The organism is Bradyrhizobium erythrophlei, assembly GCF_900142985.1.
Taxonomy (GTDB): Bacteria; Pseudomonadota; Alphaproteobacteria; order Rhizobiales; family Xanthobacteraceae; genus Bradyrhizobium; species Bradyrhizobium erythrophlei_B.
In genome coordinates this window covers 1,343,744-1,367,954 of the sequence record NZ_LT670849.1, presented here as the reverse complement: position 1 = coordinate 1,367,954, position 24,211 = coordinate 1,343,744, and the positions used below count along the sequence as shown (strand labels likewise).

At 63.2% G+C, this 24,211-nt stretch carries 27 protein-coding genes; 10 read left to right on the top strand and 17 right to left on the bottom strand.

Annotated elements, in window-relative coordinates:
- The first annotated feature begins 146 nt into the window (after positions 1-146).
- Entirely contained in the window at positions 147-542 is a 396-nt protein-coding gene (locus BUA38_RS06345; protein WP_072817184.1) for a response regulator, read from the top strand.
- A gap of 316 nt (positions 543-858) precedes the next feature.
- Here the strand turns inward: BUA38_RS06345 and BUA38_RS06340 are convergent, their stop codons facing one another.
- The 8 genes from BUA38_RS06340 to uvrC form a co-directional block, all read right to left on the bottom strand.
- The gene (locus tag BUA38_RS06340) at positions 859-1,713 is read right to left on the bottom strand and encodes a TIGR01459 family HAD-type hydrolase (RefSeq protein WP_072817183.1); all 855 of its coding nucleotides are present in this window, start codon (positions 1,711-1,713) and stop codon (positions 859-861) included.
- A 12-nt stretch (positions 1,714-1,725) separates the two neighbouring features.
- Positions 1,726-3,180: an EAL domain-containing protein gene (locus BUA38_RS06335; RefSeq protein ID WP_072817182.1), complete on the bottom strand. Its 1,455-nt coding sequence runs from the start codon at positions 3,178-3,180 to the stop codon at positions 1,726-1,728.
- A gap of 210 nt (positions 3,181-3,390) precedes the next feature.
- Complete coding sequence (locus tag BUA38_RS06330; RefSeq protein ID WP_072817181.1) at positions 3,391-4,737, bottom strand: aspartate aminotransferase family protein; 1,347 nt, start codon at positions 4,735-4,737, stop codon at positions 3,391-3,393.
- Positions 4,738-4,832: 95 nt separating this feature from the next.
- Positions 4,833-5,819, bottom strand: a complete 987-nt coding sequence (gene prmB, locus BUA38_RS06325; RefSeq protein WP_072817180.1) for a 50S ribosomal protein L3 N(5)-glutamine methyltransferase — start codon at positions 5,817-5,819, stop codon at positions 4,833-4,835.
- Complete coding sequence (locus BUA38_RS06320; RefSeq protein WP_072817179.1) at positions 5,819-6,286, bottom strand: molybdenum cofactor biosynthesis protein MoaE; 468 nt, start codon at positions 6,284-6,286, stop codon at positions 5,819-5,821. Before BUA38_RS06320 ends, prmB begins: the two co-directional genes overlap by 1 nt.
- Before the next feature lie 4 nt (positions 6,287-6,290).
- The gene (gene moaD / locus BUA38_RS06315) at positions 6,291-6,542 is read right to left on the bottom strand and encodes a molybdopterin converting factor subunit 1 (RefSeq protein ID WP_072817178.1); all 252 of its coding nucleotides are present in this window, start codon (positions 6,540-6,542) and stop codon (positions 6,291-6,293) included.
- Complete coding sequence (gene pgsA / locus BUA38_RS06310) at positions 6,539-7,156, bottom strand: CDP-diacylglycerol--glycerol-3-phosphate 3-phosphatidyltransferase (RefSeq protein WP_072817177.1); 618 nt, start codon at positions 7,154-7,156, stop codon at positions 6,539-6,541. Before pgsA ends, moaD begins: the two co-directional genes overlap by 4 nt.
- A gap of 68 nt (positions 7,157-7,224) precedes the next feature.
- A complete protein-coding gene (uvrC, locus tag BUA38_RS06305; RefSeq protein WP_083587480.1) occupies positions 7,225-9,333 on the bottom strand; it encodes an excinuclease ABC subunit UvrC in 2,109 nt (702 codons plus the stop codon).
- A 282-nt stretch (positions 9,334-9,615) separates the two neighbouring features.
- Between uvrC and BUA38_RS06300 the strand changes: the two genes are divergently transcribed.
- Positions 9,616-10,239, top strand: a complete 624-nt coding sequence (locus BUA38_RS06300; protein WP_072817176.1) for an outer membrane protein — start codon at positions 9,616-9,618, stop codon at positions 10,237-10,239.
- Positions 10,240-10,299: 60 nt separating this feature from the next.
- On the opposite strand, the gene BUA38_RS06295 is transcribed toward BUA38_RS06300, so the two are convergent.
- The 4 genes from BUA38_RS06295 to BUA38_RS06280 all read right to left on the bottom strand — a co-directional run bounded on the left by BUA38_RS06295 (position 10,300) and on the right by BUA38_RS06280 (position 13,045).
- Positions 10,300-10,515 carry a cold-shock protein gene (locus BUA38_RS06295; RefSeq protein WP_027581161.1) on the bottom strand — a complete coding sequence of 72 codons (216 nt, stop codon included), beginning with the start codon at positions 10,513-10,515 and terminating at the stop codon, positions 10,300-10,302.
- A 258-nt stretch (positions 10,516-10,773) separates the two neighbouring features.
- A complete protein-coding gene (locus BUA38_RS06290) occupies positions 10,774-11,637 on the bottom strand; it encodes a 23S rRNA (adenine(2030)-N(6))-methyltransferase RlmJ (protein ID WP_072817175.1) in 864 nt (287 codons plus the stop codon).
- Between the two features lie 88 nt (positions 11,638-11,725).
- Positions 11,726-12,433, bottom strand: a complete 708-nt coding sequence (locus BUA38_RS06285; RefSeq protein WP_072817174.1) for a ribonuclease T2 family protein — start codon at positions 12,431-12,433, stop codon at positions 11,726-11,728.
- A gap of 141 nt (positions 12,434-12,574) precedes the next feature.
- Entirely contained in the window at positions 12,575-13,045 is a 471-nt protein-coding gene (locus BUA38_RS06280) for a hypothetical protein (protein ID WP_072825883.1), read from the bottom strand.
- Between the two features lie 164 nt (positions 13,046-13,209).
- Here BUA38_RS06280 and BUA38_RS06275 point away from each other — a divergent pair, with 164 nt between their 5' ends.
- Positions 13,210-13,500: a hypothetical protein gene (locus BUA38_RS06275; protein WP_072817173.1), complete on the top strand. Its 291-nt coding sequence runs from the start codon at positions 13,210-13,212 to the stop codon at positions 13,498-13,500.
- 38 nt (positions 13,501-13,538) lie between these two features.
- A complete protein-coding gene (locus tag BUA38_RS06270; RefSeq protein WP_072817172.1) occupies positions 13,539-14,081 on the top strand; it encodes a DUF3617 domain-containing protein in 543 nt (180 codons plus the stop codon).
- 106 nt (positions 14,082-14,187) lie between these two features.
- On the opposite strand, the gene BUA38_RS06265 is transcribed toward BUA38_RS06270, so the two are convergent.
- From BUA38_RS06265 to BUA38_RS06255, 3 genes are read right to left on the bottom strand one after another with little or no spacing between them, the layout of a single operon-like run.
- The gene (locus tag BUA38_RS06265) at positions 14,188-15,576 is read right to left on the bottom strand and encodes an ATP-binding protein (RefSeq protein WP_072817171.1); all 1,389 of its coding nucleotides are present in this window, start codon (positions 15,574-15,576) and stop codon (positions 14,188-14,190) included.
- Positions 15,577-15,586: 10 nt separating this feature from the next.
- On the bottom strand, positions 15,587-16,309 hold the full coding sequence (locus tag BUA38_RS06260) for a response regulator (RefSeq protein ID WP_072817170.1): 723 nt from the start codon (positions 16,307-16,309) through the stop codon (positions 15,587-15,589).
- 11 nt (positions 16,310-16,320) lie between these two features.
- On the bottom strand, positions 16,321-16,866 hold the full coding sequence (locus tag BUA38_RS06255) for a MarR family winged helix-turn-helix transcriptional regulator (RefSeq protein WP_072817169.1): 546 nt from the start codon (positions 16,864-16,866) through the stop codon (positions 16,321-16,323).
- Between the two features lie 497 nt (positions 16,867-17,363).
- Here BUA38_RS06255 and BUA38_RS06250 point away from each other — a divergent pair, with 497 nt between their 5' ends.
- The 4 genes from BUA38_RS06250 to BUA38_RS06235 all read left to right on the top strand — a co-directional run bounded on the left by BUA38_RS06250 (position 17,364) and on the right by BUA38_RS06235 (position 20,915).
- Positions 17,364-18,443 carry a branched-chain amino acid aminotransferase gene (locus BUA38_RS06250; RefSeq protein WP_072817168.1) on the top strand — a complete coding sequence of 360 codons (1,080 nt, stop codon included), beginning with the start codon at positions 17,364-17,366 and terminating at the stop codon, positions 18,441-18,443.
- A 196-nt stretch (positions 18,444-18,639) separates the two neighbouring features.
- Positions 18,640-20,136 (top strand): histidine--tRNA ligase, encoded by a 1,497-nt coding sequence (gene hisS, locus BUA38_RS06245; protein ID WP_072825882.1) that lies wholly within the window; start codon positions 18,640-18,642, stop codon positions 20,134-20,136.
- Positions 20,137-20,300: 164 nt separating this feature from the next.
- Positions 20,301-20,504, top strand: a complete 204-nt coding sequence (locus BUA38_RS06240; protein ID WP_007596840.1) for a tautomerase family protein — start codon at positions 20,301-20,303, stop codon at positions 20,502-20,504.
- Positions 20,505-20,519: 15 nt separating this feature from the next.
- Positions 20,520-20,915 (top strand): thioesterase family protein, encoded by a 396-nt coding sequence (locus tag BUA38_RS06235; RefSeq protein ID WP_072817167.1) that lies wholly within the window; start codon positions 20,520-20,522, stop codon positions 20,913-20,915.
- Positions 20,916-21,073: 158 nt separating this feature from the next.
- Here the strand turns inward: BUA38_RS06235 and proC are convergent, their stop codons facing one another.
- A complete protein-coding gene (proC, locus tag BUA38_RS06230) occupies positions 21,074-21,919 on the bottom strand; it encodes a pyrroline-5-carboxylate reductase (RefSeq protein WP_072817166.1) in 846 nt (281 codons plus the stop codon).
- 221 nt (positions 21,920-22,140) lie between these two features.
- On the bottom strand, positions 22,141-22,641 hold the full coding sequence (locus tag BUA38_RS06225; RefSeq protein ID WP_072817165.1) for a YbjN domain-containing protein: 501 nt from the start codon (positions 22,639-22,641) through the stop codon (positions 22,141-22,143).
- Positions 22,642-23,073: 432 nt separating this feature from the next.
- Here BUA38_RS06225 and BUA38_RS06220 point away from each other — a divergent pair, with 432 nt between their 5' ends.
- Complete coding sequence (locus tag BUA38_RS06220; protein ID WP_072825881.1) at positions 23,074-23,595, top strand: 6,7-dimethyl-8-ribityllumazine synthase; 522 nt, start codon at positions 23,074-23,076, stop codon at positions 23,593-23,595.
- A 177-nt stretch (positions 23,596-23,772) separates the two neighbouring features.
- The gene (locus BUA38_RS06215; protein WP_072817164.1) at positions 23,773-24,186 is read left to right on the top strand and encodes a hypothetical protein; all 414 of its coding nucleotides are present in this window, start codon (positions 23,773-23,775) and stop codon (positions 24,184-24,186) included.
- The last annotated feature ends 25 nt before the right edge of the window (positions 24,187-24,211 follow it).

Below are 24,211 nucleotides of genomic sequence, written 5' to 3'. Positions count from 1 at the left end.
CCTCTGAGGGGCTTTTCGGGATGTTTAAGGGCCGGCAAGCGGGCGTCGGTTAACGGGCTGTTTAACGGCTGATGATAGTCCTTGGGCTGGATTGCGGGGCCCATTTTGGCCCGGCAGCGTTCGTGTGTTGCTCAGGGGATTTGAAGATGGCGGTGGATTTATCGATGTCGGTTCTGGTGGTGGACGACTACAACACCATGATTCGCATCATCAGAAATCTCCTCAAGCAGCTCGGTTTCGAGAATATCGATGACGCCGCCGACGGATCGGCCGCGCTCAACAAGATGCGCGCCAAGAAATATGGCCTGGTTATCTCCGACTGGAACATGGAGCCGATGACCGGCTACGACCTGCTGCGGGAAGTTCGTGCCGACCCCAATCTCGCCACCACGCCCTTCATCATGATCACGGCCGAGTCCAAGACCGAGAACGTGATTGCGGCCAAGAAGGCCGGCGTGAACAATTACATCGTCAAGCCGTTCAACGCCGCCACCTTGAAGACCAAGATCGAGGCGGTGTTCCCGGATCTCGCGAACGCCTGAACCGGCCGTTTGTGTCCCGGACGCGACGCATCATGCAATGACGCGGCGCTGAGCCGGGACCCATCTTGTTCACTTCAATCGCTAGATTTCATGGACCGCGGATCACTTGTGCGGTGGATTTGACATTCGCTTCTGTGCTGCCGCGAGTCCTCGAATAGCGAATGTCAAATCCAAAACCGCACTAGAATCTAATTATTACTAGTGTCCCTTTGGTTCTGACATTCGCAAACGAATTCTCCGCGACAAGATGCGAATGTCAGAACCGGGACACTAGCGCACCGCTGATGCGCTGCGCAGCGTCCGGGGAGCGGACGTGTCACCACTTGAGCTCGCGCATTAGCGCGCGGGGCGGATGGCCGAACAATTCCTTGACCGAAGCAGGATCGAGCTGATCGAGACCTTCGAACTGCTCGGAGTGAATGCCGCGCGCGACGAACAGGCAATCGATGCCAAAGCCATGCGCGCCGGTGAGGTCTGTTCGCACGGAGTCTCCGATAGCGAGCACCCGGCCGAGCGGAGCCGCCTGGCCCCGCCGCTCAGTCGCCAGCGTCATGGCGCGCTCGTAGATCGGCTGGTGCGGCTTGCCGTAGAAAATCGCCTCGCCGCCGAGTTCCGCATAGAGTTCGGCGATGGCGCCCGCGCAGTAGATCAGGCGGTCGCCGCGTTCGACGACGATGTCGGGATTGGCGCAGATCAGCGTGAGCTTGCGCTCGCGCGCCTTGAGCAGCATCGCGCGATAGTTTTCCGCCGATTCGGTTTCGTCGTCGAACAATCCAGTACAGACGATGTAGTCGGCCTGTTCGAGCGGCACCAACGGAGCATCGAGGCCGCGATGGATCGCGCTGTCGCGCTCGGGGCCGATCCAGAAGATCTTCTGGCCGGGATGGCCGGCGATAAAATTCCGCGTCAGGTCGCCCGAACTGACGATGGCATCATAGGTGTCGTCGGCGACCTCGAGCTTGCGCAACTGTCGCTGTACTGAATCCGCCGGACGCGGCGCGTTGGTAATCAGGATAACGGTGCCGCCCTGGTCGCGGAACTTCCGCAGTGCCGCGCAGGCGTCGGGGAATGCGACGAGGCCGTTATGGACGACGCCCCAGATGTCGCTGAGCAGCACATCGACGTCGCTGACGAGGTCGCGCAGCCCTTCCGCAAATTTCAGTGTCGTCATCTCAGGCGTTGATTAGTTCGGGCCGACCGCGCGCCGCGCCAGCGCCGCATTGCCGGTGACACGGGTCGGCGGATCGATGATCGTCGTCTCGACGGCCGCAGACTTGACCGCACCATTGGTTTCCGATGCCTTGCCCGCGGGCAGGCCATCGGCGGCCGGCGCATTGTCGGGCCGCAGCGGCCGCGGCGGCGCAAACAGGAAGCCCTGTCCGAACCTGACATCGAAGTCGAGCAGATCGACCACCGCGCGCTCACCTTCGATCCGCTCGGCGATCAGGTCGATGCCGAAACGGCCGAGCAGGTCGGAGAGGTCGGATGGGTGAATGTCCGACGTCGACGACACCTTGGGATCGAGCAGCAAGGCGGCCGGCACCTTGATGAAGCGGACACCGCGGTCGGCAAGTTCGCGCGGCTCGATCCGCAGGTCGGTGACGTTGTCGATCGAGAAACGGTAGCCGCGCTGCGCGAGTGCCGCGAGATGCTCGCTCTCGGCACTGCCGAGATGGCGGAACATCGCCTGCTTGAACTCGATGACGAATGAGGGGGCCAGCGCACGGTTGGCTTCCAGGAAATCAAGGCACGGCGCGAAGGTCGCTGGATCGCGTAGCGTCGCTGCGGCCATGTTGCAGAACACGCCGACGTCCTTGTTGCGGACCATCAGGCGGCGCAACACCTGCACACAGCGCAGCAACACGGCGTGATCGACGCGTCCGATCAGTCCGGTCGCTTCCACGAAAGGCAGGAAATCGTCGGCTGCGAGCACGCGATCGTGCTCGTCGCGGATCCGCGTCACGGCTTCGTAGAAACGAACCTTGCGCTGAGGCAGGGTCACCATCGGCTGCAAGTAGATGTCGAGGCGGTTTTCCTCGATAGCGGTCTTTACGGCCGCAAACGTCTGCATTTCGCCGCGGCGGGCGGCGGGGGGTTCGGGACCGCTGACGACGATCGGTGGCGCGGCGGCGACCAGTTTCGGAGCCGCGGGCGCAAAGGACGGTTCGTGGCGGGCCGGCGGCTCGGGCTCGGACGGGGGCGGCGTTGGCGCTGCTGCTGCGGCCGCCGCGTTGGCAGCGAGCATGTCGTCGTGGCTTGCCACTGATACCGCGAGTTGTTTCACCAATCCGCCGAGTTCGTTGATCTCGCCGACCACCGCCTGAATGCGATCGGCGCCGGCATGATTGAGTGAATTGAGCTTGCCCTCGACTGCGGTCAGCCTGCGGCCGAATTCGGCGACCTGACGGGCGAGGTCGGCGGTGCCGCGCGACAGATCGGCGATCTGGCCACCCACGTCGGTGCGGTCGCGCAACCGCATCGAGACGGCGTTGTAGAGGATCAGGAACGTCAGGGCGGTGAGGGCGACGATGGCCGATTCCAGGCCGCTTAATCCGGCCACCGAATACAGGACGAGGCCAAGGGAAGCGGCGACCAGCACCATGCAGATGGCAATGAAGATCGTGGAAATGCGGATCATGTGCGCCTAAAGCCCCTCAGCCCCCGTGCATTTCTCACCCGGGGGAGACGGTTCGCGCCGTCCGGTTCTGGCCCCAAGCCACTCAACATTACCACTAATGTTGATTCGACAGGGTAGGGATATTTATTCGGGCGCGGAACTGAGATCAGCGGCTGGAACTGCGGCTTCTCGTGAAGAAGCCGCAGCCCGTGGTTGTACGGGGAGGCGCCGTCAGGCGACCGCGCGGATGACCTTGGCGACCTTGTCGACGATCTCGCCAACCTGTTCTTCGCTGACGATCAGAGGCGGGGTCAAAGCCAGGGTGTCGCCCGCGATGCGCATCATCAGGTCGTTGTCGAAGAAGGCGCTGTTGAGGGCGTCGAAGCCCCGCTTGCCCGGCTGATCCGGACGCGAGGCGAGGTCGATGCCCGCCGTCAGGCCGACGGTGCGGATGTCCACGACGTTCGGCTCGTTCTTCAGCGAGAAGATGGCATCGTTCCACTTCGGCTCCAGCGCGCGGGCATGCTCGAACAGCTTCTCGTCGCGGTAGATGTCGAGCGTGGCAAGGCCAGCCGCGCAGGCCAGCGGATGCGCCGAATAGGTGTAGCCGTGGGCCAGTTCGATGACGTGCTCGGGACCGCTCATGAAGGCGTCGTGGATGGTGTCGCGCACGATCACGCCGCCCATCGGGGCGGCGCCGTTGGTGACGCCCTTGGCAAAGGTAATCATGTCCGGCAGCACGCCGTAACGCTCCGCCGCAAAAGCGTAGCCGAGGCGGCCGAAGCCGGTGATGACTTCGTCGAAGATCAAGAGGATGCCGTGCTTCTGGGTGATCTCGCGCAGCCGCTTGAGATAGCCCTTCGGTGCCGGCAGCACGCCGGTCGATCCCGCCATCGGCTCGACGATGACGGCGGCAATGGTGTTGGCGCCGTGCAGGTTGACGAGGTTTTCCAGCGCGTCGGCAAAATGGGCGCCGTATTCCGGCTCGCCGCGCGAGAACGCCTGCTTCTCGCGGTCATAGGTCGTCGGCAGATGGTCGACGCCGGTCAGCAGCGAGCCGAACATCTTGCGGTTGTTGACCATGCCGCCGACGGACGTGCCGCCAAAGCCGACGCCGTGATAGCCGCGTTCGCGGCCGATCAGCCTGATACGGCCGCCCTGGCCGGAAATCTGGTGATAGGCAAGCGCGATCTTCAGCGCGGTATCGGCGGCTTCCGATCCGGAGTTGCAGAAGAAGACGTGGTCGAGGCCTTTCGGCGCAAGATCGGCGATACGGCTCGCGAGTTCGAACGCCTGCGGAATGCCGAACTGGAACGGCGGCGAGTAGTCCAGCGTCGCGGCCTGCTTGCCGATCGCTTCCGCAATCTGCGTGCGGCCGTGGCCGGCGTTGCTGCACCACATGCCGGCGGCGCCGTCGAGGATCTTGCGGCCATCGACGGTGAAGTAATGCATGTCTTTGGCGCCGGCGAGCAGCCGCGGCGCCTTCTTGAAGGCGCGGTTGGCGGTAAACGGCATCCAGTGCGCCGCAAGGTCGTTGGGAACGTTGACGGCGGCGGAGTGCGGGCTCTTGTCCAGCATGGCGGGCCTCTTCGAGTTTTCGGTGGATCGTTGCCCAATACGTTAGCAGTTTCGCCTAGGTACTGGAATGCCAGAGGCCGACTTTTTCCGAGCGGTCAATCGCCGCGCTTATGCAGATTTGCAAGGTCGGAAGCGGCGATCCAGAACACCTCGCCTGTCGAATCTTCGGTGTCGAGCCAGAGAAATTCGGCGCGCGGATAGGCCATCTCCAGCGTTTCGCGGCAGCGGCCGATCTCGCATAGCAGCCCTCCGCCGGCAGTCAGGTGCTTTGGGGCCTCATCCAGGATGCGCCTGACGACATCAATTCCGTCGGCACCGCCATCGAAGGCAATTTTCGGCTCGGCGCGGCATTCCGGCGGAAGGCCGGCCATGCCTTCCGCATCGACATAGGGCGGATTGGCGATGATGAGGTCATATCGCTTGCCGGCAACCGGTGCGTAGAGGTCGCCGCGATGCAGCATGATCCGGTCGTCCAGACCGAAGTCTCCGACATTGTGCGCGGCAACGTCGAGCGCACCTTTGGAGATGTCGACCGCATCGATCTCGGCGTGCGGAAAGGCGCGGGCAGCCAGAATGGAAAGGCATCCGGAGCCGGTGCAAAGCTCAAGTACGCTTTCCAGTGCGCTTGCGTCTTCGATCAGCGAGGGGCCTTCGCCATCCTGCCCGCTGAAATGCGTATCGAGCAGTTCGCCGATGAACGAGCGCGGCACTATCACGCGCTCGTCGACATAGAACGGCAGGCCGCGCATGTAGACTTTGTTGACGAGATAGGCGGCCGGTTTGCGCGAGGTGACGCGGCGGGAAATCACGTCGAGGATTGCGCGCGCCTCGCCTGCGGTTACGCGCGCGGTCGCAAAATTCTCGAATTGATCGGGATGAAGGTGCAGCGTCTCGCAAATCAGGAATGCGGCCTCCGCCACCGGATCGGTGGTGCCGTGCGCAAACGTCAGCTTCGCCTCGTTGAAGCGGCTGACCGCGTACCGGACAAAATCGAGCAGCGTCACAAGTTCGCCGACTGAGACCTTTGGAAGTTTCGGCGAGGTGCGGGAGCGCGTGCGTGAGGTTTTGGCGCGTTTGGCCATCAGGACTTGGTCCAGCGCGCCGCGGCCGCGTCGTCGTGGTCACGCGCCTCGACCCAGCTCGTGCCATCGGGACGGTCGACGCGTTTCCAGAACGGCGCGTTGGCTTTCAGATAGTCCATCAGGAACTCGGCGGCTTCGAACGCGGCCTGGCGATGTTTCGAGGCGGTGACGACCAGCACGATGTTTTCGCCCGGCGTAATGCGGCCGACACGATGCACGACCCGGATTCCGGTCACCGGCCAGCGCGCCATCGCGGTCTCGGCGTGTCGCGCGATCTCGGCCTCCGCCATGCCGGGATAGTGCTCGAGCGTCAGCGCCGCGATATCAGCGCCGCCCTCGCTGCCGCGGCAAATGCCGGTAAACGAGACCACGGCGCCAATATCGTTGCGCCCGGCCGAAAGCGAAGCGATCTCGCGCGCAACGTCGAAATCGGATTCCTGGATGCGGATGGTCACGTTGGCGGTCATGATATTAGCCGCCGGTCATCGGCGGAAAGAAGGCGATCTCGCGGGCGCCGGCAATCGCCGCATCCTGTTTGACGTGGGCGTGGTCGATGGCGGCGCGAATCACGCGCGGCGTCTCGAAGGCGTGGGCATAGGTCTCGCCGCGTGCCGCAAGCCAGGCGATCAGCTCTTCGACAGTCTTGACGCTTGGGGGCGGTTCGATCGTCTCTTCGGGCTTGCCGATCCGTTCGCGCACCCAGGCAAAATATTTCAGCTTCATCCCTCATCCTCCTTGATGAGGTGATGGATGCCGGCGCGGAAATAATCCCAGCCGGTATAGATCGTGACGATCGCCGAGATCCACAGCAGCAACAGCCCGATCTCGGTGGTATGCGGGATGACCTGGTCGCCCGCTTCGCCGGCGAGCAGGAATCCGATCGCGACGAGCTGCGCGGTCGTCTTCCACTTGGCGAGCTTGGTTACCGGCACGCTGACCCGCAGGCCGGCCAGATATTCGCGCAAGCCCGATACCAGGATTTCGCGGCACAGGATCACGATCGCGGCCCACAGCGTCCAGCCGTGGATGATGCCGTCGGCGGCCAGCATCAGAAGGCAGGAGGCGACCAGAAGCTTGTCCGCGATCGGGTCGAGCATCCGTCCCAGCGCCGATTGCTGATCCCACATCCGTGCATAGTAGCCATCGAGGAAATCGGTTACGGCCGCGGCAATGAACACGGCGAGCGCCACCCATCGCAGCCACAGCGGCCAGTCCAGTATCGCCTGGGCATAAATGCAGCCGACCACCAGCGGAATGGCGGCGATCCGCGCAAAGGTCAGAATGTTGGGCAGGGACAGCGAACCCTTTGCCAGTCCCCTGGTCGTTGCGATGTTCATTGGTCCTACCAATACCGCCGAATCCTGAAGGTCAACCATGCGACACATATGACCTTAAGGTGACATTCTTAACTGGGTTGGGTGTGGAAAAACTCGAAAATTTTGCGCGCGCTCTCGGCGCTGACGCCGGGGACCTTGCCGAGGTCGGCGATCGAGGCCCGCTCGATCTCCTTCAAGGTTCCAAAATGGTGCAGCAACGCCCGTTTGCGCGAGGGGCCGATGCCGGGAATTTCCTGCAAGCCGGCCTCGCGAATATCCTTCTTGCGCAGCTTTCGGTGCGATCCGATCACGAATCGGTGGGCCTCGTCGCGCAGCCGCTGGATGAAATAGAGCACGGGGTCGCGCGGTTCGAGCTTGATCGCCTCGCGGCCCGGCATGAACAGGGTTTCCCGCCCGGCGTCGCGGTCCGGTCCCTTGGCGACGGCGAGCAGCGAGATCTGTGCCAGCCCGAGCGAATCGAAGATTTCCTTGGCGGCGTTGAGCTGGCCGCGGCCGCCGTCGATAACCACGAGATCGGGCCACTGGGGCACGTCGTCTTCGGTTTGCGATGTTTTCGCCTCTCCCTCGGCGGACGCCGCCAGCAGTCGCTTGAATCGCCGTTGCAGCACCTCGCGCATCATCGCGTAGTCGTCGCCAGGTGTCAGTCCCTCGGACTTGATGTTGAACTTGCGATACTGGTTCTTGATGAAGCCGTCCGGCCCCGCCACGATCATGGCGCCGACCGCATTGGTGCCCTGGATGTGGCTGTTGTCGTAGACTTCAATGCGGCGCGGCGCCTGCGACAGGCCGAGCGTGGTCACAAGTCCGGTGAGCAGCCGGCTTTGGGTTGCGGTATCGGCCAGCTTGCGCCCGAGCGCCTCGCGCGCGTTGGTCAGCGCATGCGCGATCAGTTCTTTTTTCTCGCCGCGCTGTGGCGTCGTGACCTCGACCTTGAAGCCCGCCTTGATCGACAGCGCGCTTGCCATCAACTCGGCTTCCTCGATTCCGTGCGACAACAGAATGAGTTTGGGCGGCGGCTTGTCGTCGTAGAATTGGGCGAGGAACGAGGCCAGCACCTCTTCCGGCGTGAACGATTTCTCGGCGCGCGGAAAATAGGCGCGGTTGCCCCAGTTCTGCCCGGTGCGGAAGAAAAACACCTCGACGCAGGAATATCCGCCTTCCTGATGGATGGCGAACAGATCGGCTTCTTCCACGGTGCGCGGATTGATGCCTTGCTGCGACTGGATCGACGACAGCGCCGCCAGCCGGTCGCGGTACAGCGCAGCGGTCTCGAATTCGAGTTCGCCGGACGCCTTTTCCATCTCGGCCGCGAGCAGTTGCTTGACCGCCTGGCTGCGGCCGGACAAAAAATCCTTCGCCTCACGGACCAACTCGGTATAGCCGGGAAAGTCGATCTCGCGCGTGCAGGGTCCGGCGCAGCGCTTGATCTGGTAAAGCAGGCAGGGCCGCGTGCGGCTTTCGAAAAACGCATCCGTGCAGGAACGGATCAAAAAGGCGCGCTGAAGCGCGGTGATGGTGCGGTTGACCGCGCCGGCCGATGCGAACGGGCCGAAATATTGTCCGGGCCGCGTTTGCGCGCCGCGGTGCTTGAGAATTTGCGGCGCCCAGTGATCGCCCGTGATCAGAATATAGGGAAATGACTTGTCGTCGCGCAGTTGCACGTTGAAGCGCGGGCGCAACTGCTTGATCAGGTTGGCTTCAAGCAGCAGCGCTTCGGTTTCGGTCGTGGTGGATATGATCTCGACCGAAACGGTCGCCGCAATCATGCGCAGAATGCGCGCCGGCAGCGGCGCGCTGGCGCGCGCGTAGGAGGACAGGCGCTTGCGGACGTTCTTGGCCTTGCCGACATAGAGCACGTCGTTGGCCGCATTGAGCATACGGTAGACGCCGGGTGAGGTCGGCGCCAGCTTGACCGCGTTTTCGATTGCGGCATGTCCGATCGCAAGCGGCCCCTCGGCGATGACTTCGTTGCCGTCCTCCGTGACGTCCGGAAGCCGGCCCTCGTCCTCTTCATCGACATTGACGGTCGCCGGATCGACGTCGCCGGCCACGAGGTCCTGCGGCGGCGCCCCGGTGACCGGTTCCGGCGTTGTCTGTTCAGGCCGCAACGGGTCGGGCCGGGAAGAGGAGGGATCCTCCCCGGTGGTTTTTGCCGGATTGGTGGATTCGCGGGCCATAGCTCGTGTGATCTCGAGAGATCTCCAGATTTAAGCGTCGCCGCCCCCGCTTGCCAGCGCCGTCTGCGCGCCGTTCCGAGCCAGAAATCATCGACAGCGGAAGGCTCATGTCATGGGGGAGAAGACGCCGGTAACGCTCTCTTAAGACTAAGAAGCAGCGAGTCGCAGGCCTTAACAACCCTTTAACTTAAAAGTCTCGATAAATTCGATCAGTAAAAAGTGCAAATCCGTAACCACGCCGACGGCCACCGGGTTTTGCACTTTCTGTGTGGAGTATGCGTGATGAGCAGGATCGTCTTGGTCGCCGTGGCACTGGTCGCCGCAATTTGCACGTCGTCAGCACCGGCTGCCGATCTGCCTTATGGATATCGGCAGCCCTACACCGTCGCGCAGCCGCTCAACATCTATAGCTGGGCCGGTCCCTATATCGGCGGCAATCTGGGCTGGAACTGGGGCGGTGTGGACAACAATCCGACCAAGCCATCGGGCTTCGTCGGCGGTGCGCAGGCCGGCTACAACTGGCAGAATGGCCCCTGGGTGTTCGGTCTCGAGGGCGATATTCAGGGCAACGGCGCCTCCGACACCTTTGCGCCGTGGAAATTCTCCAACCCCTGGTTCGGCACCGTTCGCGGACGCGCCGGCTACGCCATCAACAATGTCCTGCTCTATGGCACCGGCGGTCTCGCATTCGGCGAGCTGACCGGCCAGACGTTCGGGCTCTCCGAGAGTCACACCAATGCCGGCTGGACGGTGGGTCTGGGCGCCGAAGTCGGTCTGGCGCGGAACTGGAGCGCCAAGGTCGAGTACCTCTACGTCGATCTCAACGACAGCAATTTCACGATTACCGGGAACCAGAACGGCTATCACTTCGGCCTGCTGCGTGCCGGCGTGAACTATCACTTCTAAGATAAGAAAATACCGGACAACACTCCCGGCCGCTCGCGGCCGGGATTTTTTTCTAATTCCCTAGGAAGAAATCACGAGATTGACCGCCTTGGGCCCTTTGCCCTTTTTGTCCGGCTCGACGTCGAATGTGATGCGTTGTCCTTCGGTCAGATCCTTCAGTCCGGCCCGCTCGACCGCCGTGATGTGAACAAACACATCGCGGCCGCCGTCGTCGGGCTTGATGAAGCCGTAGCCGCGTTCTCCGTTGAAGAACTTGACCGTCCCAGTCATGGCCATCGGGAAACCTCCCCCCGCATTGCTCCGCCGTTACGCCCCTCTCGCGTATCGGCCGACCGGGCCTTCGTTGCGGACATTTTCCGCCGGAAGTTTTGGCCATCCAGGCGGGCCGGCGTGATGGCAGGCTCGCCCATAATCAGAAGAGGCCCTCACTCCGCCGCTACCATTCGCGGAAGCGGAACGTAAAGCCGATCCCAATAGGGCAAGCATAATACGGTTCCCGCCCCATTGCCTATCGGACTTTTCACACGTGAAGGCTCAAGTCTTCGGCGTTTCCAGCCGGAAGCGGCCGCCGCCGCCCTGACCGAGCGGCTTTTCCAGTTCGGGCAGGATCGCCTTCAGTTCGGCGGCCAGCGTCCACGGCGGATTGACGACCAGAAGGCCGGCCGAGGTGAGACCCGCACCCGTGGTTTCCGGGGCGATACTGAATTCAAGGCGCAGGCATTTGCTGGGCGGTCGTGAAGCGGCAGCGGCGTCAGCGACCTGCCGCGCCAGTTCGTCGGTGGCGCGGCGGCTCTTGGCCGGATACCACAACAGGTAACTGCCGGTTGGCCATTTCGCGAAGGCCTCGCTGAAGCCCGTGGCCAGCCGCTCGAACTCGTCCTTCTGCTCATAGGGCGGATCGATCAGGACGAGGCCGCGCCGCTCGTTCGGCGGCACGAAGGCGGGGAGCGCCGTCCAGCCGTCGAGATCGACGACGCGCGCCTGGGTGTCGCGGCGCAGCGCATCGATCAGGGCCTTGCGCGGGCCGCCCTCGACCTCGCAGGCGGTCATGCGGTCCTGCGGACGCAGAAGCGCGCGGGCGATCAGGGGTGATCCCGGATAACGCTCGAGGCTGGCGGGATGCGAATTGAACGAGCGGACGATATCGAGATAGGGCTTGACCAGCGGCAGCGCGGTTTCCGAAAACCGCGCCTGCATGATGCGTGCGATTCCGGTGAGCCACTCGCCGCCACGCGCGGCCTCTTCGCCGGTGAGATCGTAGATGCCGGCGCCGGCATGGGTATCGATCACGCGAAAGGCGGCGTCCTTCTCCTGCAGATGAAGCAGGATGCGCACCAGCACGATGTGCTTGATGACGTCGGCGAAGTTGCCGGCGTGAAAGGCGTGGCGGTAGTTCATGGACGACGGGTTACCACGTCATCAGGGGCGAAGCGACTTGTCCGCCGTAGCTTAGCGAAGGCGGAAGCTGCCGAGCCCGCCCGCGTCCTTACCCGCCGCGCACCGGCGGCATCGTCAGCTGGTCGCGCCGGCAGGCCTGACGATCGACCTCGTCGCAACCGCGGAACTGCAAATCCTTGCTCATGCAGATGCGCACCTCGCTGAGCCGCGAGCGGTTGCAGGTGACCGCGATCGCGTTGGCGGGAAGGCCCGGATTGATTTTGATGAAGGCATCTTCGACCTCGGCCGGCGAGACCGTCTTCGGGTTGGCGAGATCGATGAACTCGGGCGGGATCTTCACGGCCGCGCGTGCTTTGCGGATGGTTTCGAAATAGCCACGGGGGCCGAGGCCGGAGCAGGTGCCGTGCTTTTTCCATTCGTTGAAAATCAGGCCCGGCGCCGGCATCAGATCCAGCATCGAGGTCATGATGTTGCGGTCCAGCCAGGAATCGCGGTCGCAATATTCGGGATAGCCGCGCTCATATTGCGGCCACAGCCCATGGACTACGAACGAGAAAGGCCGCCCCCCGCACTGAAGCTGTTGCGAGCGTCCGCCGCCATTGCCGCGCTCAGCCGCGCCCTCGCAGAAGGACGGCGACCAGGACAACGACAGAACATAGAAATCAAATTCGCCGGGCGCATTTTGCCGGCGGTCCTGCGCCGAGGCGCTTGTCGTGGCGCCAAAGCCGATCACGGCGGCCAGCAAGAGACAGGCAAAGCTGGTCAACATCCGCCCAAACAAGGAACGCCGAAACATATCGCTGCCCTCACGCCACCATCGGTTGCCGGAACCTAGCATGGGTTGAGAACATTTCAAGAACAAAATTAAAAGGCCGCCCGATGTGGAGGGCGGCCTGAGTCGGAGATCTTGAAAAAAGCCGTGAAGCCGGCTTGCGGATCAGGGCTTGGCGCCCGCGCAGGACGGGTTATAGGCCCAGTTGCGATCAAGACCCGTCACGCACCATTCGATGCCTTGGCCATAGCCGGCGAAGCCGCCGTCCTCGATGATCGAGTAATGCACGCCGTGAACCCGGCCATCGCTGAGCATCACATCGCCGCTGCAATACCGGCGCGGAATGTTGTCCGACTGCCAGGGCCGGAAGGCGACTTCGTGAATCCGGCCGTAACCGGTGATGGTCAGGGCGGAATTCCAGAAGGTGCTTTCTTTTTCCTGGAATTGCGAGGTGACGGTCCCGAGCGCGGCCTCGCAGGTCTTCAACCGGCCGTCATATTGCGGGCCGTTGAGCCAGAAGTTCAGCTCCAGCGGATTGGCCGCCTGGGCGGCCTGGCCGAATGCCAACAGGCCAAGTGCAGCCCCAAGCGTCGCGCCAAGGCCAGTTTTTCTCGCAATTGAAATGATGTCACGCATAGCGGGTCCGCCGATGATCAAGTTGCGAACCGTGCCGCGAAGCCTCTCCGAGGTCAAGTGCAGCGCGGCAACACCTGCCAATAACTCCATTTCCTGTGGTCAGCCGCGCTTTTCACGGCCTGGGATGCGCTCTAAGGTGTCGTCCAAAATAAACGGAGTTAGCGATGCGAATCATCAAGGCCGCCGTTCTGATCGCCTCTGGCGTCATGCTGTCCTGGGCGCCGGCGCGGGCCGACATCGTGCCGCCGGTCAAGGGCAACGATACCGGCGGCATTATTGCCTATGAGCTGGCGCAGCGCGCCGACGCCCGTCAGCTCGCGGTCGCCCACTGTGCGACGTACGGCAAGGTGGTGAAGTTTCTCGCCGTCGATCCGCATTATGGCGGATATGTCTCGTTCGCCTGCCGCTGGGTGCCGTATGGCGCCAACCAGGCGCCGCTGCGCACGCTCTACTAGAGTTCCGATTCCGAAGTTCGCAAGCCGGAACGTGACCGATGACACGTGAATTGGCTGCTTTGGGGTTAAGTCTGTGTCTGCTGGCCACGCCGGCCGATCATGCCCGCGCCGACGATCTGCCGGTCCGCAAGGCCGGCCTGTGGGAAGTCAAGATGGTCAGGACCGGCTCGCCCTTGCCGGAAATGACCATGCAGCACTGTACCGACGAGACCATCGACAAAGAGATGAACAACATGGTCTCGCCGATGGCCAAGCAAATCTGCTCGAAACAGGACATTCAGAAGACAGCAACCGGCTTCGCAACTGATTCCGTCTGTAGCGTCGCCGGCGTCTCGATCGCGTCGCATTCGGACATCGTCGGCGACTTCAATTCCGCCTATACGGTCACGACTACCTCGCACAGCGACCTCGGGAACAAAGGCGCGCCGCGCGATACCGTGACCAAGATCGAGGCGAAATGGTTAGGGGCCTGCAAACCGGACCAGAAGCCCGGCGACATCGTGATGCCCGGCGGCGGCTTCAAGCTCAACGTCAAGGATGCGGCGAAGCTGCAAAACCTGCTGCCCGGCGCCAAACCCTAGTGGTCCGATTCTAACATTCGCATCCCTCGCAGCGGACATTCGCCTTGCGAACCTCGCGGCCAAGTGTGTAGCGAATGTCAAATCCACTCCACTCGTAGCAGCGCCTCTACACCGGAACCCGCACCGCCGCGCGCAAGCCCCCCATCGGGCTGTCGCCAAGCGTAATGTCACCCCCGTGCGAGCGGGCGATGTCGCGCGCGATCGCAAGGCCAAGCCCGGTGCCGCCTTCGTCCTGGTTGCGGGCGTCGTCGAGCCGGAGGAACGGCTTGAACACTTCCTCGCGCATGGCGAGCGGAATACCCGGACCGTCGTCGTCGACCGTCACCGTCAGATAGCGATGGTCGCGCTGGCCGGTGATCGAAATCGAGTCGGCGTGGCGCGCGGCGTTGGAGACGAGATTGGCGAGACAACGCTTGAAGGCGGCAGGCTTGACGGTGACGACGGGAAGCCCCTGGAACGCCACCGTTGCGGTATGGCCATTGCGCTCGGCGTCGCTGCGCAGTTCCTCCAGCGCGAGCGTCATGTCGGTGGGCTGGGCCACTTCGCCGCTGTCGCCGCGCGCAAAGGCGAGATAGTCCTCGAGCATGCCCGACATCTCGTCGACGTCCTTGCGCATCGCGTCGACCTCGGGGCTGTCACCGATCAAAGCGAGCTCGAGCTTGAAGCGGGTCAGGATGGTACGCAGATCGTGCGACACGCCGGCGAGCATCGCCGTGCGCTGTTCGATCGAACGCTCGATGCGCGATTTCATTTCCAGGAAGGCGTTCGCGGCGCGGCGCACCTCGCGCGCGCCGCGCGGGCGGAAGTTCGGCGCTTCGCGCCCCTTGCCAAAACTCTCGGCGGCGTCCGCCAGCCGCAGGATCGGGCGGATCTGGTTGCGCAGGAACAGCACGGCGACGATCAGAAGGATCGAGGAGGTGCCGACCATCCAGAACAGGAAAATCTCCGAGTTGGAAGCGTAGGCGGCGCTGCGCTGGGCGAACACGCGCATCACGGTGTCATCGAGTTGAATGCGGATCTCGACCAGGTTAGAGCGGCCGACGGTGTCGATCCAGAACGGTTTGGCGATCTGCCGGCCGAGCTGCACGGAAAGCGTCTGGTCGAGCAGCGAGAAGAACGGCTTTGGTCCGGGGGGCGGCATGTCGCCGGTGGCGAGGAAATCCACCACCAGTCCGAGACGCTGCTGGGCGATGCGCCGGAGCTGGGCGTGGTCCTTGTCCTGAGGATAGGTCTTGTAGACGTCGATCAGTGCGGCAATGTCGGACACGACCGCCGCGGAAAGATGCCGCGTCACCGTGTTCCAATGCCGCTCCATGAACACGAAGGCGACCACCGACTGCAATATCACCATCGGCACGATCATGATGAGCAGCGCGCGGGCATAGAGGCCGGTCGGCATCCAGCTCTTGAACGCGTTGCCCATCCAGCCATTGGCCGCCGACACCCGCCCTGCGGCGGTGCGGATCAGCGTCAATCCCGTATCGAGCGTGCTCATTCTAATCGGCTCAGGGAGAGGCGACCAGGCGATAGCCGATGCCGCGCACCGCCTGCAAGAACAACGGATTGGCCGGATCGCGCTCGATCTTGCGGCGCAGGCGGTTGATCTGCACGTCGACTGCGCGCTCGTTCACCGTGCCATCGCCCGTCAGCGCATTGCGCGGCACCGTTTCGCCGCGCGCCAGCGCCAGAACCCGCAACATGTCGCGCTCGCGATCGGTGAGGCGAATGACTTCCTCGTTTTGGCGCAACTCGCCGCGCTCCAGATGATAGACGTACGGCCCAAACGCGATCTGCTCCAGCGTCTCGACCGGCGGCGGGGCCGTGCGCTTGAGGATGTTGTTGATCCGTAGCGAAAGCTCGCGCGGCTCGAACGGCTTTGCGACGTAGTCGTCGGCGCCGATCTGCAGGCCTTCGATCCGGCTTTCGGCTTCGTGGCGCGCCGTCAGCATGACGATCGGAACCGAGGACGAAGTTCGGATGAATCGGGCGAGATCGAAGCCGGTCTCGCCCGGCATCATCACGTCGAGGATCAACAGATCGAAATGCAGGCCGTTGAGCTTGGCGCGGGCGTCCTTGGCGCTCATCGCGGTGGTGACTCGGTAGCCTTCGCCGCACAGAAAACGCGACAACAGATCGCGGATACGGCGGTCGTCGTCGACCAGCAGAAGATGCGGCGCGTCGTCGGCTGGCTCTCGCCGTGTGCGTGCGATGGTTGCGGCTTCGGCCACGTCTGGTTCCCTCAAGTCTTGCCGGTCGAAGGCGTGGCGCCAAAGATGGCTTCCAGCACCTTGTCGGGATCGTCACGATCGATCATCGCGCGCAGGAATTGCTTGACGGCCTCGAGCCCGGCCGGCTCGATGCCACTTAGCGCGTTGTTGAGCCGCTCGGTTTGCAATCCTGCGAGCTTGGTCACTAGCGCCTCGCCCTTGGCGGTGGCGAAAAGAAGGCGCTGGCGGCGATCGTTGTTGCCCGCCTTCTGCACGATATAGCCTTCGTCGAGCAGTTGCTTCAGCACGCGCCCGAGCGATTGCTTGGTGATGCGCAACACGTCGAGCAGGTCGGCGACCTTCAGGCCGGGGTAGCGGTAGACGAAATGCATCACGCGGTGATGCGCGCGTCCGAAGCCGAACGCCTCGAGCTCGTGGTCGGCGTCGCCGACGAAATCGCGGTAGGCGAAAAACAGGAGCTCGATGATGTCCCAGCGCAGCCCGGCGGCCGCCGAACGCGTCTCGTTCGGCTTGGAGCCGGCAGCCGACGATGGGCGTGATAAAATTATGTCAGCCATATTGACATATCTTGGGTTCAATGTTACAAAACCGTCGCCCGCGACGAAATATTGCGTCGTTTCAAGCGGGTCGTGATGCTGCTAGTCCCGCCCATTTGAAGTTCCTGCGGCGCAAGCGGCGAATTCTCTCAGGAACTTCAAATGGAAAAGCGGTACTAGAACCATAAATTTGCTAGTGCCCGTGACTTTCCGAAGTTCGTGAAAGGTGCCGCTGAGACGTAGCACGAACTTCGGAAAGCGGGCACTAGCGGCCGAAGGAGGCCGGAAGGCGACCGAGCCTTCGAATGGGTTGACCCTACGATTGTCGAGCGGCATTTCGGCAAACATACTGGACTTCCGCGCCTCACAAAAGCATGTCCTAACGACGTGCCCGGTGGACGGCTTGCCGCACGGCAGGTGAGGGGCAGTTCCGGTCCTATTGAACCAGCGTGCCCGAAAGAGGCATGGCCGGGGCCAGCCGGCGATCGCGCCGGTCGAGAATAACGGGAAACGAGGCTATGAGTTTGAAATTCGATATCCGCCCTTCCGCCAATCCGACGCCCGAGAAGGAGCGAGAGGCCAAGCTCGAAAATCCCGGCTTCGGCCGCATTTTCAGCGATCACATGGCCATCGTCCGTTACACGCAAGGGCAGGGCTGGCACAGCGCGCGGATCGAATCGCGCGCGAATTTCCCGCTCGATCCGGCCGGCGCCGTCCTGCACTACGCACAGGAGATTTTCGAGGGCCTCAAGGCCTACCGGCGCGACGATGGCGGCGTGAACCTGTTCCGGCCCGATGCCAATGCCAGGCGCTTCCAGAATTCGGCCGAGCGCATGGCGATGGCGAAATTGCCGGAGGACGTCTTCATCGAGGCGGTCGAACAACTCGTGCGCATCGACCGCGCCTGGATCCCGGGCGGCGAGGGCAGTCTTTACCTGCGGCCGTTCATGATCGCGAGCGAGGTCTTCCTCGGCGTCAAACCGTCCGCAGAATACATCTTTTCCGTCATTGCCTCGCCGGTCGGTTCCTATTTCAAGGGCGGGCCGGCGCCGGTGTCGATCTGGGTGTCGGAGAATTACACGCGCGCCGCGATCGGCGGCACTGGCGCCGTCAAATGCGGCGGCAACTATGCGGCCAGCCTGCGCGCGCAGGCCGAGGCGATCGACCACGGCTGCGACCAGGTGGTGTTCCTCGATGCGATCGAGCGCCGCTACATCGAGGAACTCGGCGGCATGAACATTTTCTTCGTGTTCGACGACGGCTCGATGCTGACGCCGCCGCTCGGCACGATCCTGCCCGGCATCACCCGCGACTCCATCATCGCGCTGATGAAGGATTCCGGCGTGCGCGTGCGCGAGGAAGCCTATTCGATCGACCAGTGGCGCAAGGATGCCGCCAGCGGCAAGCTCAAGGAAGCCTTCGCCTGCGGCACCGCGGCCGTCATCTCGCCGATCGGCAAGGTGTGCTCGGCGAACGGCGATTTTGCGATCAGCGGCGGCGCGGCCGGTCCGGTCGCCATGGGGCTGCGCAAGAAGCTGGTCGACATCCAGTACGGCCGCACCAACGATCCGCATAACTGGATAAAAAAGGTTTTGTGAGGACGGAGACGGTACGGCGCAGGACTGTCGTGTCCCGGACGCGGTGCAGCGTGCAACGCTGCTCCGCAGAGCCGGGACCTACGTAGCTCCCAATGGACCCAGGATCAGCAGCGCACCGCGAAGGGCGCTGCACAGCATCCGGAGAACGCAGCAACAGTTGCCGCCTCGCATTTCGGCTGATACCAACGCGCGCATCATGGCCGACAAACCAAAAAAGCCGCAAAAGCTGAAGGCGCGCCTGCCGCGCGGGCTGGAAGACCGCGGCCCCGCCGCGATCAACGCGACGCGGCAGATGGTGGAGAAGATCCGCGCCGTCTACGAGCGCTATGGTTTCGAGCCGGTCGAGACGCCCGCGATCGAATATACCGACGCGCTCGGCAAGTTCCTGCCCGATCAGGACCGGCCCAACGAAGGCGTGTTCTCGTTCCAGGACGACGACGAGCAATGGCTGTCGCTGCGCTATGATCTCACCGCGCCGCTCGCCCGTTACGTCGCCGAGCGCTACGGCACCGAAAACCTGGTGCTGCCTTATCGCTCCTATCGTTTCGGCTATGTCTATCGCAACGAGAAGCCCGGTCCCGGCCGCTTCCGCCAGTTCGTGCAGTTCGATGCCGACACGATCGGCACCGCTGCCGGTGGACAGTCGAGCGCGGCGGCCGACGCCGAAATGTGCATGATGGCCGCCGATACCATGGAAGCGCTCGGCATTCCCCGCGGCTCCTATGTGGTGAAGGTGAATAACCGCAAGGTGCTGGACGGGGTGCGCGATGCGCTTGGCATTTCAGATGACGGCCAATGGCTCACGGTGATGCGCGCGGTCGACAAGCTCGATCGGCTAGGCATCGCCGGCGTCAAACAATTGCTCGGCGAAGGCCGCAAGGACGAGTCAGGCGATTTCACCAAGGGCGCCGGGCTGAAGGAAGCGGACATCGCGCTCGTGGTCTCATCGGTCGAACAGGGTGATGGGCCGGTCGATCCGCGATTGCGTGACAGCAAGATCGGACAGCAGGGCTGCGAAGAGCTGGAAGACATCGGCAAACTTGTCGCGGCGTCCGGCTACGGCTCGGACCGGATCATGATCGATCCCTCGGTCGTCCGTGGCCTCGAATATTACACTGGTCCGGTTTTCGAGGTTGAGCTTCTGCTCGACACCAAAGACGAAAAAGGCCGCCCCGTGCGCTTCGGCTCGGTCGGTGGCGGCGGACGCTACGATGGCCTCGTCTCGCGCTTCCGCGGCGAGGTGGTGCCGGCAACCGGATTTTCCATCGGGGTGTCGCGCTTGCAGGCTGCGCTCACGCTGCTCGGCAAGCTCGATACGCGCGCTGAGTCCGGCCCCGTAGTTGTCACGGTGTTCGACCGCGATCGCGTCGCCGATTACCAGAAAATGGTCGCAGAACTACGCAACGCCGGAATCCGCGCCGAGCTTTATCTGGGCAACCCGAAGAACATGGGCAACCAGCTCAAATATGCCGATCGCCGCAATGCGCCGTGCGTGATCATCCAGGGCTCGGACGAGAAGGCGAAGGGCAAGGTTCAGGTCAAGGATCTCATCCTCGGCGCAGGCCTCACCGACACAGAAGACCGCGAGGAATATCTGAAAAAGCAGGCCGAGGCGCAAACCGAGGTCGACGAAAGCGAACTCGTGACGGCTGTGCGCAAAATATTGGCACGGCATGCCGTGACATGGGGTTAGCTAATACATTCAGGCGTCATGCCCGGCCTTGTGCCGGGCATCCACGTCCTGTTTGATAGAGAAGACGTAGATGGTCGGGACATAGGCGAGCGGAAGCGACGCCGTCCTTCAGACGGCTATGCCCGGCCATGACGGCAAGTAGAAGTGGAAATGAGGAGAAAGAAATGCCCGAAATCACCGTCAGCATGGCCGTCGGCCGCACCGATGAGCAGAAGGCCGGCATGATGCGCGATATCACGCAGGCGCTGGTGAAGAATCTTGGCGTCGATGCCGACGCCGTCGTTATTCAGATCAACGAGGCGCCGCTCGCCCACAAGATGAAGGGCGGCAAGACTTTCGTCGAGCGCGCCGCCGCGGCGAAGAAGTGACGCGCAGCGTCGTCCATGGACGCACGTGACGTCATCAAGGTCGGCATGAGCGCCGAACGCAGCCTGATCGTGCCGCCCGAGCGCACGGTCGGGCATTTCGTTCCCGGCATGCCGATGGTCTATGCGACGCCGATGATGATCCTGGAGATGGAGCTGGTCTCCGGCGACGCCATCAAATCCTGCCTGGAGCCGGGTTGGGTCACGGTCGGCACTGAAGTCGATATCCGTCATCTTGCCGCGACGCCGGTCGGTGCGACGGTACGAACCCTCGCGCGCGTTGTCGGCGTCGAGCGGCGGGTGATCCGCTTTGAAGTCGAGGCGTTCGACGACAAACGCCGGATCGGCGAGGGACGTCACGCCCGCGGCCTCGTCAATATCGAGGCTTTTACCAAGCAGTTCGGCGGGATTTAGAACTAACCCTATCCTCCGTTCGTCATGCCCGGCCTTGTGCCGGGCATCCACGTCTTTAGCGCCGATGGCAAAAAGATTCGTGGATGGCCGGGTCATAGGCGAGCGGAAGCGACGCCGTTCTTCGAACGGCTATGCCCGGCCATGACGGAAGAGAAAAACTATTTCGCCAATTCCTTCGAACGGCGCGTCGCTGCTGCGACCGCGCGCGTCATCAGCGATTGCAGCCCGTCTTTGCCCATCAGCACTTCCAGCGCGGCGGCCGTGGTGCCGGCGGGCGAGGTGACGTTCTGGCGCAGCGTCGCGGCGCTAAGTTCCGAGCGATGCAACAGCTCGCCCGAGCCCGCGACGGTTTCACGCGCGAGTTTGGTCGCGAGTTCTTCGGGCAAACCGGCCGCAACGCCGGCGCGTGCCAGTTCCTCCGCAAGCAGGAACACATAGGCCGGGCCGGAACCCGAGACCGCGGTCACCGCATCGATCAGGCCTTCTTCGGTGACCCATTCAACCGAACCGGTCGCGCGCAGCAGGCCGTCGGCGACGTCGCGCTGCGTGGCGCTGACATCCTTCGCCGCCACCGCAACCGTGATGCCGCGCCCGATCGCAGCCGGCGTGTTGGGCATCGCGCGCACGACGTGGCCGCCCAGGACTTCGCTCAGCGAAGCCATCGTCGTCCCGGCCATGATCGAGACGACGAGCGTCGTCGCATCGACATAGGGCTTCAACACGGGTCCCGCCTCGCGAAAGGCCTGCGGCTTCAGCGCCACCATGAAAGCGGCGACGGTTCCGCAATCCTGCGGCGAGGGGTTGTGGCGCACGCCTTTGGCAAGGTGCGCACGGATTTCTTCCGACGGCTGCGGCTCGATCACCGCGACGTGGCGCGCATCAAGCCCCTGCGCGAGCCAGCCCGAAAGCATCGCGCCGCCCATCTTTCCCGCGCCGGCGAGAACGATGGTGCCGGAGGTGTTCTTCAAACTGTTTGTGCCGCTCACGCTGTCACCGCAAATCATCCGTCGTCCCTGCGACCCGTCTCCGCCAAGGCTTCGCCGGGGTAGGGCTCCTGGGGCGCCGAAGCTTTAGCGAAGGCGGCACGCAGGGACCCATAGCCACAGATGTTCGTAGTCTATCGGGATTTTTGCAACAACCGTCGGGCGACAAAATGCTGCCGCGGCATATGGGTCCCGGATCGCGCTCGTTTCGCTCGCTTGTCCGGGACGACGCGAGAGTGGCCCTACGCCTCGCCCTCGGTGTCGAACATCGCGGCGCTCATGGCCTCGGCAGCGCTCTTGCCGGCCCAGACCACGAACTGGAACGCCGGATAGTAGCGCTCGCAGGCGTGGAGCGCGCTGACCAGCATGGTCTCGCATTGCGCGGTCGAGGCGGGGAGGCGGCCGGGCAGCACCAGCGCCTGACGGTACATGATCATGCCGGTGTGGGTCCAGATATCGAAATGCCCGACCCACAACTGCTCGTTGATGGCGGCGATCAGCCGCTGCACTTCGGCGCGCCTTGGTTCCGGAATCTTCATGTCGAAGGCGCAGGCCAGATGCAGCGCCTCGATCTCGTTCATCCAGGTGAAGGAAAGCTGGTAGTCGGTCCAGTTGCCCCTGGAGACGATCGTGACCTCGTCTTCGCCAGAGCGCTCGAACGACAGGTTATTGTCGGTGGCCACATCCTCAACGACCGCAAGAGGATTGTTCGGGGAATCGATGATGCCTTCGAGGAGGGACATGCCGTCTCGACCTTGCCTTTTCAAAATTCGGATACGAGCGATACGCACACGGCACGCCGACATGCGCACTCTTCTAGCGCGCCGTGGCGGCTCGCACGCCCCGATGATCCGTATCGTCGGGATCAGGGCTTGCCGGGACGAAGTGATGTGATTTGCGGAATCGGCGCAACGGCGTGGTGAGTCCATCCACAGGCTAGGGCCAAATCGTCCACAGCTCTTCTTGCGCGTTAACTTTTGCGAGGAGAACAAATCGGAATCAGAATAGCCCGCCGGCCCAATCGTTAACTTTTGAATCCTCGGGAACCGCTGCGAAGCATCGCGAGAGGCGCCGACCATGACCCCAACAAGGGTTCTTGCCGCTGTCGCCGCCGCTCGCCATATTCGCCTGGCGCGGGGCGTAGTTTGCAGCCCTTGCCGCGGAACGAGGGCACCATGAATCAAACGACGCAGGAAGCCGGAACGTCTGATGCTTCTGAACAGGCACCGGTCCATCCGCGATTTACAAAACCGCAGCGCGTGGCCTTCGTGCAGTCGGCCTGGCATCGCGACGTCGTCGCCGAATGCCGCGAAGCCTTCCTCGCCGAGATCGAGGCGCGTCACATCGCGCGCGCCCATATCGACGTGTTCGAGGTGCCGGGTTCCTTCGAGATTCCGTTGCATGTGCAGTTGCTCGCCAAGACGCGCCGTTACACCGCGATCGTGGCGGCCGGCCTCGTGGTCGATGACGCGTATGTCGCCGAGACCGTGATCAGGGCGCTGATGGACGTGCAGTTGCGCACCGAGATTCCGGTGTTTTCGGCGGTGGTGACGCCGCAGCAATTCCGCGAAACCGCGGATGCGGATTTCCTGCACCGGCATTTCGCGGCCAAGGGTGTGGGCGTAGCGGTGGCCTGCGCCAACACGCTGCTCAGCCTCGAGCGGTTGCGCGGACAGGTCGCCGCCGGGATCGTCTGAAGCCCCCTCATCGACGAGGTGTCCGGCCATGGGACGCCGCCGCGTGCGCGACGTTTTGCCCGGTTCCCGGTTAAGATTACGTCTTAACTAAGTATTAAGGATGCGTTTGCGGGTGCGAAAACCGCTGCCTAGCGTGCCCCAAAGACTGCTTCGTAAACAGTAACGGGTGTGTGCGTCATGAAAACCAGAATGTACGGAACGCTGCTTGCGTCGGTCGGTGCGATCGTGCTGACAGTTACCGCGAACGAGAGCTTTGCCGCTTCGCGTGGGGGCGGTGCCTCCGCGCATTCGACCTCGCATCGATCGGCGGCGCACCGCTTCCATCACCACAGGTCGCAAGACGGATTTGTCTGGGGTGACGACGGCTATTTCTATGGGCCGACCGCGGATACTCCGCTGGATGGCGCACCGCTGACCGGCGAGGTCCGCAATTCCAACGCCAGCGATATTCCCTGGGATTGGGCCCATCGCTATCCGCCGGTGGTTACCCCGTCTGGACGTCCCTACGTTTCGAGTTGCGGCGCTGAAACCGTGACGGTCCCCGACGGCCGTGGCGGGACGGGGCAGGTCAACATCACCAGGTGTTATTGAGGCGGGCCGGAGATCGTGTGATCGA

Coding starts and splice junctions, on each gene's coding strand:
- BUA38_RS06300 (WP_072817176.1), top strand. CDS start 9,616: ATGAGCAGGATCGTCTTGGTCGCCGTGGCACTGGTCGCCGCAATTTGC.
- BUA38_RS06275 (WP_072817173.1), top strand. CDS start 13,210: ATGCGAATCATCAAGGCCGCCGTTCTGATCGCCTCTGGCGTCATGCTG.
- BUA38_RS06215 (WP_072817164.1), top strand. CDS start 23,773: ATGAAAACCAGAATGTACGGAACGCTGCTTGCGTCGGTCGGTGCGATC.
- BUA38_RS06320 (WP_072817179.1), bottom strand. CDS start 6,286: ATGACCGCCAACGTGACCATCCGCATCCAGGAATCCGATTTCGACGTT.
- BUA38_RS06265 (WP_072817171.1), bottom strand. CDS start 15,576: ATGAGCACGCTCGATACGGGATTGACGCTGATCCGCACCGCCGCAGGG.
- BUA38_RS06330 (WP_072817181.1), bottom strand. CDS start 4,737: ATGCTGGACAAGAGCCCGCACTCCGCCGCCGTCAACGTTCCCAACGAC.
- BUA38_RS06290 (WP_072817175.1), bottom strand. CDS start 11,637: ATGAACTACCGCCACGCCTTTCACGCCGGCAACTTCGCCGACGTCATC.
- moaD (WP_072817178.1), bottom strand. CDS start 6,542: ATGAAGCTGAAATATTTTGCCTGGGTGCGCGAACGGATCGGCAAGCCC.
- BUA38_RS06335 (WP_072817182.1), bottom strand. CDS start 3,180: ATGATCCGCATTTCCACGATCTTCATTGCCATCTGCATGGTGCTGGTC.
- BUA38_RS06235 (WP_072817167.1), top strand. CDS start 20,520: ATGGACGCACGTGACGTCATCAAGGTCGGCATGAGCGCCGAACGCAGC.
- BUA38_RS06240 (WP_007596840.1), top strand. CDS start 20,301: ATGCCCGAAATCACCGTCAGCATGGCCGTCGGCCGCACCGATGAGCAG.
- proC (WP_072817166.1), bottom strand. CDS start 21,919: ATGATTTGCGGTGACAGCGTGAGCGGCACAAACAGTTTGAAGAACACC.
- uvrC (WP_083587480.1), bottom strand. CDS start 9,333: ATGGCCCGCGAATCCACCAATCCGGCAAAAACCACCGGGGAGGATCCC.
- hisS (WP_072825882.1), top strand. CDS start 18,640: ATGGCCGACAAACCAAAAAAGCCGCAAAAGCTGAAGGCGCGCCTGCCG.
- BUA38_RS06285 (WP_072817174.1), bottom strand. CDS start 12,433: ATGTTTCGGCGTTCCTTGTTTGGGCGGATGTTGACCAGCTTTGCCTGT.
- BUA38_RS06225 (WP_072817165.1), bottom strand. CDS start 22,641: ATGTCCCTCCTCGAAGGCATCATCGATTCCCCGAACAATCCTCTTGCG.
- BUA38_RS06340 (WP_072817183.1), bottom strand. CDS start 1,713: ATGACGACACTGAAATTTGCGGAAGGGCTGCGCGACCTCGTCAGCGAC.
- BUA38_RS06220 (WP_072825881.1), top strand. CDS start 23,074: ATGAATCAAACGACGCAGGAAGCCGGAACGTCTGATGCTTCTGAACAG.
- BUA38_RS06295 (WP_027581161.1), bottom strand. CDS start 10,515: ATGGCCATGACTGGGACGGTCAAGTTCTTCAACGGAGAACGCGGCTAC.
- BUA38_RS06270 (WP_072817172.1), top strand. CDS start 13,539: ATGACACGTGAATTGGCTGCTTTGGGGTTAAGTCTGTGTCTGCTGGCC.
- BUA38_RS06255 (WP_072817169.1), bottom strand. CDS start 16,866: ATGGCTGACATAATTTTATCACGCCCATCGTCGGCTGCCGGCTCCAAG.
- BUA38_RS06250 (WP_072817168.1), top strand. CDS start 17,364: ATGAGTTTGAAATTCGATATCCGCCCTTCCGCCAATCCGACGCCCGAG.
- BUA38_RS06345 (WP_072817184.1), top strand. CDS start 147: ATGGCGGTGGATTTATCGATGTCGGTTCTGGTGGTGGACGACTACAAC.
- BUA38_RS06280 (WP_072825883.1), bottom strand. CDS start 13,045: ATGCGTGACATCATTTCAATTGCGAGAAAAACTGGCCTTGGCGCGACG.
- pgsA (WP_072817177.1), bottom strand. CDS start 7,156: ATGAACATCGCAACGACCAGGGGACTGGCAAAGGGTTCGCTGTCCCTG.
- prmB (WP_072817180.1), bottom strand. CDS start 5,819: ATGGCCAAACGCGCCAAAACCTCACGCACGCGCTCCCGCACCTCGCCG.